The following is a 13884-nucleotide window of genomic DNA, read 5'->3' as shown; positions in this document are numbered from 1 at the left end:
CGGGGTTTCGCCTTCAGGTGCCGTTCTCGCTGAAGTGCTGGTAGTCCTTCAGTGAGCTCCAGTCGCCGCCCCACTCCCAGCCGATGTCGGCGAACGCCTGGACCACGACGTCACCGTCGTGGATCATCCCGGGCGCCCGCCTGGACCGGTCCAGATACCAGCGGGCGAGCTCGGGGATGACGCGGTCGCCCTTGACGTACGGGTTCTGGAAGGTGTTCAGGTCGATCGCCAGGCCGTAGGCGTGCTGGGAGAACGAGGTCTGGCCGACCGAGGGACGGCAGACGAAGCCGCCGGTGCCGTTGCCGTCGCCGGTCGGCGGCGCGTCCAGGGCCGCCTTCGTGGTGATGTCCATCTGCTCGATCGGGAATTTCGCTTCGTACAGCCGCCGGAAGACCCCGACGACGTCCTCGGCGACCCGGGCGTTGATCAGCATCTCGCCGGTGTGGCGGGCACCGTCGAAGCCCCAGAACGTCATCCGCACCCAGGCCAGCTCCCGCCGCGAGACCGGACACCCCGGCACCCAGGTCGAGCGCGCGATCACGTCGTCCGGCGCGATGTCGACCTCGGCCGCGAAGCCGTCACCGGGCAGCATCGGCATGATGTCCGGCAGCGTCCACGCCCGGTTGCGCAGCTCCTTCGGCGTCGGCCCGGCGATCCCGTAGCCCTCCGCGTCCTCTTTCAGCACCCGGGTGCCGAGCCACGGCGGCGGCACCGACCCCGGCTTCGCGACAGTCGGTGAAGAAGACGAAGGTACGTCGCTGGGTGACGGCTCCGCCGAGGTCGAGGGAGCCGAGGCGCTGGTCGTCGGGGACGGCTCGGCCTCGGGCGCTCCGCCGCAGGCGCTGATCGCGAGCAGGAGGACAGCCGACCCGGCGGCGTACGTCCTGGTTCTCAGCGATCCGCGAGACGTCATCGCGGCCACGCAGCCATCGCGGCCGTGGCGAGCCCGCGCAGCTCCTGCCGGCTGGCGCCGTCGATCGCCTGCACCGACATGCCCTGGATCACCGCGCCGAAGAGCCGCGCCAGAGCGGCAGCGTCGGTCCCGGCCGGCAGCTCACCCTCGGTGACAGCGGTCCGCAGTCGCTGCTCGATCCCCGCCATCGTCTCCGAGCGCATCTTCGCCGGGCGGGTGGCGACGCCGCGCTGGGCGGTGCCCAGCGCCAGCGCGGCCGTCGAGACCATGCAGCCCGGCGGCAGGCCGCTCTCGCTGAACCGGTCGGCCGCCTCGTACAGGAACTCCGAGATGGCCTCCCGAGCCGGTCCGTCGGGCCGGAGCACGTTGCCGTGCTCACGGGCGTAGCGCTCGAGGGCGGCCCGGTAGAGCACCTCCTTGGAGCCGAACGCCCCATAGAGGCTGGGGGCCTTCAGCCCGGTCGCGGCCTCGAGCGTCGCGACGCTCGTGCCTTCGTACCCGTGCTCCCAGAACGCTCGCATCACGGCGTCGAGCACCGCGTCCTCGTCGAAGGAGCGCGGTCGTCCGCGGGAGGGCTTGCGCATTTCCATAGTGATCCCTACATTAACTCTCAGATCATTATTTAGCGACTACTACAGAAATGAGTCCGAGATGACCCGCAACGCCCTCGTCACTGGAGCATCGCGCGGGATCGGCCGCGCCATCGCCGTACGTCTGGCCGCCGACGGAATCGGTCTGATCGGCGTCCACTACGGCTCGAACCGTGCGGCCGCCGAGGAGACCGCGCGGCTCGTCGAGTCGGCCGGGGCCCGGGCGGTCCTGATCGAGGCGGACCTCGGCGAGGACGGCGCGAAGGCCGCCGCGGAGATCGCGGAGGCATGGACCGCGGCCGCGCTCGAGGAGGACGGCGGCCTCGACATCCTGGTCAACAACGCCGGCATCAACGGCAACCAGGAACTCCACGAGCTCGACCCGGCCACCGCGCGCCGCGTCCTCGAGGTCAACCTGATCGCGCCGATGTTCCTGACCCAGGCGGTCGCTCCGCACCTGCGCGAGGGCGGCCGGGTGATCAACGTGTCGACCGGCTACACCCGGGTGGCGGCGCCGACCCATCTGACGTACGCCGCCGCCAAGGCCGGCATCAACAACCTCACCCGATCCCTGGCCGCCCCGCTCGCCGCCCAAGGGGTGACGGTCAACGCGGTGCTCCCCGGCGTGATCGAGACCGACATCAACGCCGACTGGATCAACCTGCCCGGGCCGCGGGCACAGGCCGACGCGCTGTCGGTCTTCGGCCGGATCGGCACACCGGAGGAGGTCGCCGACGCGGTCGGCTTCCTCGCCTCGCCCCAGGCGCGATGGGTCACCGGCGAGACGCTCGACGTGACCGGCGGATCGGCGCTCTGAACGGCTTGACTTCGAGTGCACTCGAACCAGGACACTGGGGTCCATGACGACGCAGGCGGACAGCAACGGGCTCAGCATCGCCGAGGTGGCCGCGCGGACCGGCCTGACCGCGCACACGCTGCGCTACTACGAGCGTGACGGGCTGATGCTCGGCGTCGGCCGCAACGGGTCGGGCCACCGCGCCTACACCGAGGGCGACCTCGGCTGGATCACCCTGATCACCAGGCTGCGCTCGACGGGGATGCCGATCCGGGAGATCCGGCGCTACGCCGAGATGGTCCGCGACGGCTCCGGCAACGAGGAGGCCCGCCTCGCCCTGCTGCGCGCACACCGCGACCGGGTGCGCGCGCAGCTGGAGGAGACGGCGGCCCATCTCGACGCGATCGAGTTCAAGGTCTCCTACTACGCCGCGGCGGTCGGCGAGACCGACCCCGACGCCGAGCTCATCGCCCAGCAGCGTCGAGCCGAGCCCTCTGCTCCTCGCTGAGCTCCAGATCGACGGCGGCCAGGCTCTCGTCGAGCTGGGCCACCGACGAGGCCCCGACCAGCGGGATCACCGGAAGCGAGTCGCCGAGCATCCACGCCAGTACGACCTGGTTGCGGGTCGCACCGGTCTCCGCCGCGACCTCGTCGAGCACGGCGAGCCGCGCGGTGGTCCCAGGGTGGTCGTAGGCGGGATCGAGGGGCTTGGCGGGGTTCGTGTAGGCCCCGGTGAGCAGCGGCGTGTAGGCCACCAGCGTCAGCCCGGGAGTTGCCCGGAGCAGCGCGAGCAGTGACGCGTCGGCCACCCCGATCTCGCCGTCGACCGAGAGCCGCGGGTCGGGGATGTCGGTGCGCATCCGCAGGTAGGTGTGGTGATACTGCAGCACGCTCGGCCGGGCTTCCTCCGGGTTGACCGCCCGCGCCCGCTCGACCTGCCAGGACCAGTGGTTGCTCAGCCCGAACTGGCCGATGACACCGTCCTTCACGAGGGCGGCGAAGCCCGCGGCGTACTCCTCCAGCGGCACGCCGTTCATGTCCGGCACGTGCGCGTAGTAGAGGTCGAGCCGCTCGACGCCGAGGCGTTCGCGGGAGCGGTCGGCCTGCTCGCGTACGTTCTCCGGAGCCAGGCCTTCCCACACCCGGGTCCGCTGGTTCTCCCAGCCGTTCTCGACGCGCTCGACGACGTCCGTCGGGCGTGCGCCGACCTTGGTGGAGATGACGAGCTCCTCGCCGACCCCGCGGTCCCGGCGCCACTGCCCGAGCACCGTCTCGCTCTCGCCGCCCTGGGTGCCGTTGGCCCAGTAGGCGTAGTTGTTGGAGGTGTCGACGAAGGTGCCGCCGGCCTCGACGAAGCGGTCGAGGATCGCGTACGACGTCTCGACGTCCGTGTCCGTCCCGAACCGCATCACGCCGAGCGCGAGCTTGCTGACGCGCCGTGACCCGGCGCCTGTTCCGATGGTCGTGTATCTCATGCGATCCACGCTCCGGCCTCGCGTGCGCTCGAAGTCAAACGTCTTTACGCACGTCTTCTAGACTGGGGCCAGCACCCCCTGTCTTCCCGGCCGGGGGCTCTCGTGCTTGCCTGCCATTTTGGAGTCACCCGTGATCCTCGCCCCGCTCGCCGATCTCGTCCTGCGCGATGCTGCCCTGAGCGAGGTGATGGCGGAGGCCAAGGGCGGCCGGATGCTGGCGCTCGACGTCACCGGGCCGGAGGCGCTGCGCCCGTTCGTGGTCACCGGCCTCGTACGCCAGGAGCGCACCGTCCTCGCGGTCACCGCGACCTCTCGCGAGGCCGAGGACCTGGTCAACGATCTGACCGACCTGCTCCCGCCCGACTCGGTGGCCTACTACCCGAGTTGGGAGACGCTGCCGCACGAGCGGCTCTCCCCGCGCAGCGACACGGTCGGGCGTCGGCTCGCCGTGCTCCGCCGGCTGCGCCACCCGGATGCCGACGGTGCCCACGGCCCGTTGAAGGTCGTCGTCGCGCCGGTCCGCAGCGTGCTCCAGCCGCAGGTCAAGGGTCTCGGCGACCTGGAGCCCGTGGAGCTGATCAAGGGTCAGGAGGCGAGCCTCGACGACGCCGTCCAGAAGCTCGCCGACGCGGCCTACTCCCGCGTCGACCTGGTCGAGAAGCGCGGCGAGTTCGCCGTCCGAGGCGGCATCGTGGACGTCTTCCCGCCGACCGAGGAGCACCCCGTACGCGTGGAGTTCTGGGGCGACGAGGTCGACTCGATCCGCCACTTCGCCGTCGCCGACCAGCGCGCCATCCCTGCCGAGCACGGCGGCGAGACCGAGCGGCTGTGGGCGCCGCCATGCCGCGAGCTCCTGCTCACCCCGGAGGTCCGGGACCGGGCGCGAAAGCTGGGCGAGGCCCACCCCACCCTGATCGAGCTCACCGACAAGATCGCCGCCGGGATCGCGGTCGACGGCATGGAGTCGCTCGCACCCGCGCTCGTCGACGACATGGAGCTGCTGCTCGACCTGATCCCGGAGGACAGCCACGTCCTGCTGCTCGACCCCGAGCGGATCCGCAGCCGCGCCCACGACCTGGTCGCCACCGCCGAAGAGTTCCTCGGCGCCTCCTGGGCCGCCGCGGCCAGCGGGGGAGTCGCCCCGATCGATCTCTCCGCGGCCTCCTACCGCGACCTCGCCGACGTACGCGCCCACGCGATCGCCCTGGGCAAGCCGTGGTGGTCGGTCAGCCCGTTCGGCCTCGACGACGCGGAAGCCGACCTTGCGGACCCCGACGTCGTCGGCGTCCCCGCGCGCAAGATCGACTGGCAGCCCGCGAAGGCCTACCGCGGCGACACCGCTGCCGCGCTGACCGACATCGAGCGCTGGCGCGACGACTCCTACCGGGTGGTCGTGGTCCAGCCCGCGCACGGCACGGCGCAGCGTACGGTCGAGGCTCTGGGGGAGCGCGACGTCCCGGCCCGCCTGGCAGAGGGCGACGAAGAGAGCGCCAAGCCCGTCCACAAGACCGTCACCGTCATCCACGCCCGGCTCAACCACGGCTTCATCGACGAGACCAACCAGCTCGTCGTGCTCACGGGCGAGGACATCTCCGGCCAGAAGTCCTCGACGCGCGACATGGTGAAGATGCCGGCGCGGCGCAAGAAGCAGATCGACCCGCTGGAGCTCAAGCCCGGCGACTACGTCGTCCACGAGCAGCACGGTGTCGGTCAGTTCATCGAGATGAAGCAGCGCGAGGTGCAGGGCGCGACCCGCGAATACCTCGTCCTGGAGTACGGCGCCTCCAAGCGCGGCGGGCCGGCCGACCGGCTCTACGTCCCGGCCGACGCCCTCGACCAGGTCACCAGGTACGTCGGCGGCGAGCAGCCCAGCCTCGACCGGCTCGGCGGCGCCGACTGGCAGAAGCGCAAGGCCCGCGCCCGCAAGGCGGTCCGCGAGATCGCCGCCGAGCTGATCAAGCTCTACGCCGCGCGGCAGGCGACCAAGGGCTTCCAGTTCGGCCCCGACAACCCCTGGCAGCGCGAGCTCGAGGACGCCTTCCCGTTCCAGGAGACCGCCGACCAGCTCGCCGTCATCGACGAGGTCAAGCAGGACATGATGCGGCCGGTGCCGATGGACCGGCTGGTCTGCGGTGACGTCGGCTACGGCAAGACCGAGATCGCCGTGCGGGCCGCGTTCAAGGCGGTGCAGGACGGCAAGCAGGTCGCGGTGCTGGTGCCGACGACGCTGCTGGTCTCCCAGCACCTGTCGACCTTCATGGAGCGGATGTCCGGGTTCCCGGTCAACGTACGCGGCCTGTCCCGGTTCCAGACCGACAAGGAGGCCGCCGAGGTCATGGCCGGCCTCGCCGACGGCACCATCGACATCGTGGTCGGCACCCACCGCCTGTTCAACAAGGACATCCGGTTCAAGGACCTCGGCATGATCGTCGTCGACGAGGAGCAGCGCTTCGGCGTCGAGCACAAGGAGGCGATGAAGCGCCTGCGGACCTCGGTCGACTTCCTGTCCATGTCGGCCACGCCCATCCCACGAACCCTGGAGATGTCGATCACCGGCATCCGGGAGATGTCCACGATCACCACGCCGCCCGAGGAGCGACACCCGGTCCTGACGTACGTCGGGGCCTACGAGGACCGCCAGATCGTCGCCGCGGTCCGGCGCGAGCTGCTCCGCGAGGGACAGGTCTTCTACATCCACAACCGGGTCAACTCGATCGAGAAGGCGGCCGCGCGGATCCGCGAGCTGGTGCCCGAGGCGCGGGTCGCGGTCGCCCACGGCCAGATGAATGAGAAGCAGCTCGAGCAGGTGATGGTCGACTTCTGGGAGAAGGAGTTCGACGTTCTCGTGTGCACCACGCTGGTGGAGTCCGGCCTCGACGTCTCCAACGCCAACACGATGATCATCGAGCGCGCCGACACCCTCGGTCTCTCGCAGTTGCACCAGCTCCGTGGCCGCGTGGGCCGCTCACGCGAACGCGCCTACGCGTACTTCCTCTACCCCGGGGAGAAGCCGCTGACCGAGACCGCCCACGAGCGGCTCGCGACCCTGGCCCAGCACTCCGACCTCGGTGGCGGCATGGCGATCGCGATGAAGGACCTCGAGATCCGCGGCGCCGGCAACCTGCTCGGCGGCGAGCAGTCCGGCCACATCGCCGACGTCGGCTTCGACCTCTACGTCCGCCTCGTCGGCGAGGCTGTCGCCGAGTTCAAAGCGGGTCCGGACGGGGCCGCTGAAGAACTCAACGAGGTACGCATCGAGCTTCCCGTCGACGCCCACCTGCCCCACGACTACATCCCCTCCGAGCGGTTGCGGCTGGAGATCTACAAGCGCCTCGCCGAGGTCCGCTCCGACGAGGATGTCGAGTCGGTCGCCGCAGAGCTCCTCGACCGCTACGGCAAGCCGCCCGCGGAGGTCTCCTCGCTGCTCCAGGTCGCCCGCTTCCGCGCCCGCGCCCGCCAGGCCGGCGTCTCCGAGGTCACCCTGGCCGGCAAGAACGTACGTTTCCACCCGGTCTCGCTGCCCGACTCCCGCGTCGTCCGGCTGAACCGGATGTACCCGAAGTCGCTGGTCAAGCCGCAGCTGGACACCATCATGGTCCCGCGCCCGGTCTCCTCCGGCTTCCCCGCCAAGCCCCTCGACGGCCCGGACCTCCTCGACTGGGCCCGGGTCGTCATCGACGCCATCATCGACCCGCTCACCTGACCCATCCGCCGAGTCGGCTCGTCATGACGAGCCGACTCGGCGCGGTTGTGGGGTTTCATATCCACAAAATGGAGGTTATTATCCATTTTGTGAGAAGTCAGGCTCCGGTGCTCGCGCCTCTGTTCCGGTCGGAGGCGCAGGCGCTGCTGCTCTCGGAGCTGTTGCTCCCGGCAGAGGAGCTGAGCATGACCGACCTCGCCGAGCGGGCCGGGCTGCCCTATCCGACGGTCCATCGTGAGGTCGCGCGGCTGCTGGATGCGGGTCTGCTCGTCGACCGCCGCGTCGGAAGGACGCGGCTGATCAGGGGAAACGAGCAGAGCCCGCTGCTGGCGCCGACGCGAGAGATCCTGCTGACGGTCACCGGCCCGGTCGTACTGCTCCGGGAGGCCCTCGAGGACCTCGACGGGATCGAGCGAGCCTTCCTCTTCGGCTCGTTCGCGGCGAGGGCGAAGGGCGAGCCGGGACCGCCGCCGAACGACATCGACCTGATGGTGATCGGCAGCCCCGACGTACGGGCGGTCTACCGGGTCTGCCGGGAGGTCTCCGACAGCGTCGGGCGCATCGTGAACCCGACGATCATGAGCCCGGAGGAGGCCGAAGAGCAGACCGGGTTCCTCGAAGAGGTCCGGGCCAACCCGGTGATCGAGATCTATGGAGGAGGACCGGATGCCCCTGCCGCTGACCCCGGCGCAGCAGAAGGCGGTTGACGCGCTCGTACGCTCCGGCGCCCTGCGCGCCGTGAGACCCGACGAGAAGAAGGCCTGCGCCTTCCTCTCCGGCGCGGAGTCGGCCCTCGCCGACGTACCCAACGTCACCCGGACCGAGAACCGCTACAACCTCGCCTACAAGGCCGCGCACGACGTCGGCGAGGCGGTCCTGGCCGGCTACGGCTACAAGACGACGTACGGCGCCGGTGGCCATGTGAAGGTCGGCAGGTTCCTCGCCGCCATCTTCGACACCCCGCCACCGCGCGACGCGGCCGCCCACTACGACGTGATGCGGCTGGACCGTAACGCCAACAACTACCTCGGCAAGCCGGTCACGCACGCCGCCGCCGACGCGGCCGCGGAGGCAGCGCAGACGCTGTACGACGCCGCCGTCGCGCGGCTGGCCTGAGCCAGCCCCGTCAGCTCCGGTCGCCTGCTGCCCGGCGCAGCGCCGTCAGGGTCGTGTCGGGGCCGGCGTTGAAGGCGAAGCGGGTCCCGGGCGCGAGCTCATGGACCAGATTGACGATCGCCTCGAAGAGCTCGGTATGGGCCGGGACGGCCCGGACGCCGCCGCCGATCATGACGATGTCCCAGGGCTGCTTCTGGAGCGCCTCGCGGACCTGCGCGACGGCGTCGTCGACGCTGGTGCCGATCTCGCAGGAGAGCGCGTCGTAGCCGGCATCGGCGACCTCGGCGTTGCCGACGGCGATCCGCTCCTTCAACGTGGCCAGGTCGATCGGTGCGTCGGAGAGGTCGACAGCCTCGGGCGCCAGCCCGATGAGGAGGACTCGGTTCATGACAACGACGCTACTGGGACCACCCAGGCGCAAGAATGGCCGAGTGACCGGCGAGCCAGAGGTGCGCTACGCGCAGACCAGCGACGACATCTCGATCGCCTACCAGGCCGTCGGGAGCGGGCCGGTGACGATCTGGATGCCCTCGCTCAGCAACATCCGGGCACAGTGGCGGGTGCCCGCGCTGCGGATGGCCTACGAGCGGCTGAGCCAGGACCTGACGCTGGTGCTCTACGACGGCCGCGGCACCGGCTCCTCGGACCGCCGGGCCGGCGACCTGGGCCTCGACGCACACCTGCGCGACCTGGAGGCGGTCATCGAGGCTGTCGGTGCCGACCGGGTCAACCTGCTCGGTTACTACCACGCGGTCGCGGCTGCCGTGGCGTACGCAGCGACCAACCCGCAGCGCGTCGACCGGATGCTCCTGTTCGGAGGGGCGGCGCGGATGCGTGAGGCGATGAGCCCGGCGCAGACGCAGGCGCTGCTGTCGCTGGTCGAGCAGGACTGGGACCTCTTCGCCGATGCGGCCGCGACCGCCTGGCTGGGATGGGGGTCGGGTGAGAACGCCGGCCGGGTCGCCGAGGCGTTCCGCACCGCCGCGACGCCTGCGGTCGCCCGCGACTGGTTCGCGGAGGCCGCCCGGATGGACGTCAGCGACCTCCTCGACCGGGTGGTGGCGCCGACGCTCGTGCTGCACCGGCAGGCGGCCAGCCAGATCCCGGTCGAGGTCTCCCGGCGGCTGGCCGACGGCGTACGCAATGGGACGCTGGTCGAGCTCGAGGGCAGCACCCCGACGCTGTTCGTCGAGGGCGGAGCCCGTGACCTCGCCATGGTGAGCCGCTGGTTCCTGACCGGTGAGGTGCACCGCGGGTCCGCGCCCGCCTCGGGTCAGGCCGCCACGGCACTGACCACGCGTGAGCAGGACGTGCTGCGGCTGATCGCCACGGGACGTACGAACGCCTCGATCGCCCGGGACCTCGGCATCGCCGAGCACACCGTCGAGCGGCATGCCGCCAACCTCTACCGCAAGCTCGGCGTACGCAGCCGCGCCGAGGCCACCGCCTGGGCGATCCGCAACGGCGCGGCCTGAGCGCGGACTGACGGGAACCCGTCAGTCCGGCTGCCCACTGTCCGGGAAGCGGCGGCCCCGGATCCTGGGCAGAGTGGGGAGCATGACGACGACGATCACTCCCAGCAACGACTCCTGGCGGATGGCGAAGGCGACCGCCCCGATGATGCGGACCCTGGCCGGGCGCCGCCTGTTCCCGCTCTGGGCCGTGGTGCACCACCGGGGCCGCAAGACCGGACGCGACCTGAGCCTCCCGGTCGCGTTGCTGCACACCGAGGACGAGTTCGTGATCACCCTCCCGTGGGGTGCCGGCACCAACTGGGTCCGCAACGTGCTGGCCGCCGGCGAGTGCACGATCACCTGGAAGGGCCGCGACCACGCCGCCACCCAGCCGCGGATCCTCGACCGCGACGAGGCGCGTCCTTACTACGACGGGTTCTCCTGGTGGATGGTCGAGAAGGCGTTCAAGGCCGACAGCTTCCTGGCCCTGCGTCGGTGAGAGTCCACACTGCGGCGCCGTTGCTCCGTGACGTACGCCTGTGTCTGGCAGGATCGACGCATGACGATGGAGGCTTTCGGCGAGCAGTCCTTCCCTGAGGAGCCCTTCGGCAACGAGTGGGACACCGAGCCCGGGTGGCTCTCCGAGGAGGAGCTGGGCGAGACCCGCGGGCGCGTGCCGATCCTCTACGTGGAGGCGGTCCCGGTGCGCGTGGACCCGGACGGACGGGTCACCGAGGTCGGGCTGCTGCTGCGCGGCTCGCCCACGACCGGGACGATCACCCGGTCGCTCGTCTCCGGCCGGGTGCTGCACGGTGAGCGGATCCGCGACGCGCTGATGCGCAACCTGGAGAAGGACCTCGGCCCGGTCGCCTTCCCGACCCTGCCGCTGACCACGGTGCCGGTGACCGTCGCCGAATACTTCCCGTGGCCCGGCGAGCGCTACCAGGACCCGCGCCAGCACGCGGTCTCGCTGGTCTACGTCATCCCCGTGACCGGCGAGTGCGAGCCGCGTCAGGACGCCCTGGAGCTGTCCTGGATGACCCCGGCCGAGGCCGCCTCCGACGCCGTCGTCGGCGACATGGAGGGCGGTCGTGGTGCCCTGCTGCGGCAGTGCCTGAGCGCGTTCGGAGCGTTGGATTGAGCCCAGACGACGAGCGCAGGACGTACGCATCGGGGGAGGGGCTCGTCGAGTTCCTCGACCTGATGCGGCTGATGCGCGAGCGGTGCGTGTGGAAGTCGTCGCAGACCCACGCGTCGCTCGCGCAGTATCTGCGTGAGGAGTCCGACGAGGTCCTCGAGGCCATCGACGAGGCCGACCCCGAGCACCTCAAGGAGGAGCTCGGCGACCTCCTGCTCCAGGTCTACTTCCACGCGGCCATCGCGGAGGAGGCCGGAGAGTTCACCATGGACGACGTCATCGCCGGCCTCACCGCAAAGATGAAGCGCCGCAACCCGCACGTCTTCGGCCCCGAGGCCGCCTCCGGCCGCCGCTACACCCTCGAAGAGGTCGAGAAGCTCTGGTCGGCCGCCAAGGCCGCCGAACGCGCCCACCCCGCCGAATAGGCACCCACGTCGGCCGAGACGGCACTTACGTCGGCCGACACGTCAGTTACGTCGGCCGACACGGCACCTCGCTGCCGTCTCGGCCGACGGGAGCGACGCCTCGGTTCGCGTACGTGACTTCTCGGCCGGCGGGGGTGACCTTTCGCGGAGCCAGGGGGATGAGCATGGCCGCGAGGGCCGCGCCCAGAGCGACGAGGGTGAGGAACCCGAAGCCGTTGATGTATCCCTGCTCGGTCGGGTAGCCCGACGGCAGGGTGTGGGCGGTGACCACGGAGGTCATGACCGCGGTCCCGATGGTGCCGCCGACGGTACGGATGTTGGCGTTCATCCCGGTGGCCACGCCGGTGTGCTCCGGTGGCACCGCGGCCACGACGGCGTTGGCGAGGTTGGCGAAGACCAGGCCGGTGCCGAAGCCGGAGAGGCCCGCGGCGACGCACATCTGCCACGGCTCGTCGTGGACGAAGGCGACCATGGCCAGGGAGACCGCGGTGAGCAGCCCGCCGATGACCAGGATGCGGCGCATCCCGATGAGCTCGGCGAGCCGGGCGCTGATCAGACCGCACAGGAACGAGGTGATGGCCGTCGGGAGCATCAGGTAGCCGGCGACGGTGACCGACGCGCCGAACCCGTAGCCGGCCGACGGCGGGGTCTGGGTCAGCTGCGGGATGAAGCCGAAGGAGGCGTACATCGCGATGCCGATCAGCAGCGCGACCAGGTTGGCGGTCCAGACGCCGCGGCGGCCCATCAGGCGCAGGTCGACCAACGGCTGTCGTACGGTCCACTCGACCCGGATCCAGGTGGCCAGGAGCACCACGGCGGCACCGAGCAGACCCATGGTGGCGGGTGACGTCCAGCCCCACGACGGTGCTCGGCTGACACCGAGGAGGAGCGCGACCAGCCAGCCGGCGAGGAGTACGGCGGGAAGCAGCGGGATCGGCTCGCGAGTGAGCACCGGGGACTCGGGTACCAGCCAGCGCGCGGCGATCGCGGCGCCGGCCGCGACCAGAGCGGGCAGCAGGAACAGCGCCCGGAAACCGAGCGTCTCGGCGACCGGACCTGCCAGCACGATCCCGGCCGCGAAGCCCATCGAGAGCAGCGACGAGGTCACCGCGATCGCGCCGGCGACGCGCTCCTTGGGCAGCTCGTCACGCAGGATCGCGAAGGCCAGCGGCAGGGTGCCACCACCCAGCCCCTGCAGTACGCGCGCGCCGATCATGACCTCGATGCTGGGGGCCGCGGCGGCGAGAACGGCGCCGGCGGTGAGGGCGGCCAGGCTCCACACGTACATCCGGCGCTTGCCGAACGAGTCGCCCATCCGGCCGATGATCGGGGTCGCGACCGAGGCCGAGAGCAGGAACGCGGTCAGGATCCAGGACGCTGTGGCCTGGTCGGTCTTCAGCTCGGTCTGGATCAGCGGCATCGTCGGGACGGAGACCGACTGCAGCAGGGAGTAGGAGCAGACGCCGATGGCGACGATGGCGAAGGTGAGGCGGGGGCTGGTGCGGGTCGCGGACATCGAGGCAAAGTTTAGCTTGGCTAACTGTATTCCGGCGAAAACTTAAGGCGCTCGCCTGCCGTGACGGCAGACGAGCGCCTCGAACGAACAGCTCAGCGGGTCAGGCCCACTTCACCGCGGCCTCGGTCTCCACGCGGGGGAGCCGGTCGAACCACGGGTTCTCGCCCGGGTGGCCGATGTTCACGATCATCTTGGTGGTCCAGTCGCCCTCGGGGAAGAACTCCTTGTCGACGCCCGCGGTGTCGTAGCCCGCGATCGGGCCGGCGGCGAGACCGGCGGCGCGGACGGCGAGGATGAAGGCACCGGCCTGCAGGCCAGCGGACCAGCCGCCGGCGCCGTGGCGGGCGGTCTCGTCGGCCTCGAAGTAGTCCTTCATCTCCGGGCGGATCGGGAAGACGTTCGGGATCTCCTCGTGCCAGTTGTTGTCGTAGGCGACGATCGCGGTCGCCGGGGCGGCCTTGGTCTTCTCGACGTTGCCCTCGGCGATGTGCGGGAGCAGGCGCTCCTTGCCCTCGGCCGTGCGCACGAACACGATCCGCAGCGGCTGGGTGTTGGCCATCGTCGGAGTCCAGCGGGTGAGCTCCCAGATGTCGGCGAGCTCGTCGTCGGTGACAGGGGTGTCGGCGAAGGTGTTGGACGTGCGCGCACCGGTGAAGACGATCTCGCGGCCGCGGTTGTCCAGCTTCTCGAGGGAAGTGGTCTCGAGTGCAGTGGTCTCGGTCATGTCGCTCTGAACTCCGTGGTTGCTAGGGATATTC

15 protein-coding genes are annotated in these 13884 nt (G+C 70.6%); 9 read left to right on the top strand and 6 right to left on the bottom strand.

Features of this window, described 5'->3' with window-relative positions; translation table 11 throughout:
* Positions 1-13: 13 nt before the first annotated feature.
* Together ACW14X_RS08600 and ACW14X_RS08595 are read right to left on the bottom strand one after the other, a co-directional pair.
* Positions 14-913 carry a M15 family metallopeptidase gene (locus ACW14X_RS08600; protein ID WP_457165314.1) on the bottom strand — a complete coding sequence of 300 codons (900 nt, stop codon included), beginning with the start codon at positions 911-913 and terminating at the stop codon, positions 14-16.
* Positions 910-1497 (bottom strand): TetR/AcrR family transcriptional regulator, encoded by a 588-nt coding sequence (locus tag ACW14X_RS08595; protein ID WP_457165313.1) that lies wholly within the window; start codon positions 1495-1497, stop codon positions 910-912. The genes ACW14X_RS08600 and ACW14X_RS08595 overlap by 4 nt, the downstream gene beginning before the upstream one ends.
* A 67-nt stretch (positions 1498-1564) precedes the next feature.
* Between ACW14X_RS08595 and ACW14X_RS08590 the strand changes: the two genes are divergently transcribed.
* Positions 1565-2320: an SDR family NAD(P)-dependent oxidoreductase gene (locus ACW14X_RS08590; protein ID WP_457165312.1), complete on the top strand. Its 756-nt coding sequence runs from the start codon at positions 1565-1567 to the stop codon at positions 2318-2320.
* Between the two features lie 43 nt (positions 2321-2363).
* On the top strand, positions 2364-2807 hold the full coding sequence (locus tag ACW14X_RS08585; protein WP_160025038.1) for a MerR family transcriptional regulator: 444 nt from the start codon (positions 2364-2366) through the stop codon (positions 2805-2807).
* Here the strand turns inward: ACW14X_RS08585 and ACW14X_RS08580 are convergent.
* A complete protein-coding gene (locus ACW14X_RS08580) occupies positions 2764-3774 on the bottom strand; it encodes an aldo/keto reductase (RefSeq protein ID WP_457165311.1) in 1011 nt (336 codons plus the stop codon). The genes ACW14X_RS08585 and ACW14X_RS08580 overlap by 44 nt on opposite strands.
* Before the next feature lie 187 nt (positions 3775-3961).
* On the opposite strand from ACW14X_RS08580, the gene mfd reads away from it, so the two are divergent.
* The 3 genes from mfd to ACW14X_RS08565 all read left to right on the top strand — a co-directional run bounded on the left by mfd (position 3962) and on the right by ACW14X_RS08565 (position 8593).
* Positions 3962-7477: a transcription-repair coupling factor gene (gene mfd / locus ACW14X_RS08575; RefSeq protein ID WP_457166057.1), complete on the top strand. Its 3516-nt coding sequence runs from the start codon at positions 3962-3964 to the stop codon at positions 7475-7477.
* An 89-nt stretch (positions 7478-7566) separates the two neighbouring features.
* A complete protein-coding gene (locus ACW14X_RS08570; RefSeq protein ID WP_457165310.1) occupies positions 7567-8184 on the top strand; it encodes a MarR family transcriptional regulator in 618 nt (205 codons plus the stop codon).
* Positions 8144-8593: a hypothetical protein gene (locus ACW14X_RS08565; RefSeq protein WP_457165309.1), complete on the top strand. Its 450-nt coding sequence runs from the start codon at positions 8144-8146 to the stop codon at positions 8591-8593. Before ACW14X_RS08570 ends, ACW14X_RS08565 begins: the two co-directional genes overlap by 41 nt.
* A 10-nt stretch (positions 8594-8603) precedes the next feature.
* On the opposite strand, the gene ACW14X_RS08560 is transcribed toward ACW14X_RS08565, so the two are convergent.
* The gene (locus ACW14X_RS08560) at positions 8604-8981 is read right to left on the bottom strand and encodes a hypothetical protein (protein ID WP_457165308.1); all 378 of its coding nucleotides are present in this window, start codon (positions 8979-8981) and stop codon (positions 8604-8606) included.
* Between the two features lie 43 nt (positions 8982-9024).
* Here ACW14X_RS08560 and ACW14X_RS08555 point away from each other — a divergent pair, with 43 nt between their 5' ends.
* The 4 genes from ACW14X_RS08555 (at position 9025) to ACW14X_RS08540 (ending at position 11610) form a co-directional block, all read left to right on the top strand.
* Positions 9025-10068, top strand: coding sequence for an alpha/beta fold hydrolase (locus ACW14X_RS08555; protein WP_457165307.1), 1044 nt, complete (start codon positions 9025-9027; stop codon positions 10066-10068).
* An 82-nt stretch (positions 10069-10150) separates the two neighbouring features.
* Positions 10151-10546 (top strand): PNPOx family protein, encoded by a 396-nt coding sequence (locus ACW14X_RS08550; protein WP_160025031.1) that lies wholly within the window; start codon positions 10151-10153, stop codon positions 10544-10546.
* A 60-nt stretch (positions 10547-10606) separates the two neighbouring features.
* On the top strand, positions 10607-11188 hold the full coding sequence (locus tag ACW14X_RS08545; RefSeq protein WP_141803230.1) for an NUDIX hydrolase family protein: 582 nt from the start codon (positions 10607-10609) through the stop codon (positions 11186-11188).
* Positions 11185-11610 carry a MazG nucleotide pyrophosphohydrolase domain-containing protein gene (locus ACW14X_RS08540; RefSeq protein WP_201451112.1) on the top strand — a complete coding sequence of 142 codons (426 nt, stop codon included), beginning with the start codon at positions 11185-11187 and terminating at the stop codon, positions 11608-11610. The genes ACW14X_RS08545 and ACW14X_RS08540 overlap by 4 nt, the downstream gene beginning before the upstream one ends.
* 46 nt (positions 11611-11656) lie before the next feature.
* Here the strand turns inward: ACW14X_RS08540 and ACW14X_RS08535 are convergent, their stop codons facing one another.
* Both ACW14X_RS08535 and ACW14X_RS08530 read right to left on the bottom strand, forming a co-directional pair.
* Positions 11657-13126, bottom strand: a complete 1470-nt coding sequence (locus ACW14X_RS08535; RefSeq protein WP_457165306.1) for an MFS transporter — start codon at positions 13124-13126, stop codon at positions 11657-11659.
* A 100-nt stretch (positions 13127-13226) separates the two neighbouring features.
* Positions 13227-13850 (bottom strand): malonic semialdehyde reductase, encoded by a 624-nt coding sequence (locus ACW14X_RS08530; RefSeq protein WP_160025029.1) that lies wholly within the window; start codon positions 13848-13850, stop codon positions 13227-13229.
* Positions 13851-13884 lie beyond the last annotated feature (34 nt).

Source organism: Nocardioides sp. YJ-D4 (assembly GCF_054031495.1).
The sequence above is the reverse complement of the archived record's forward strand: the minus strand, read 5'-3'. Positions and strand labels throughout refer to the sequence as shown.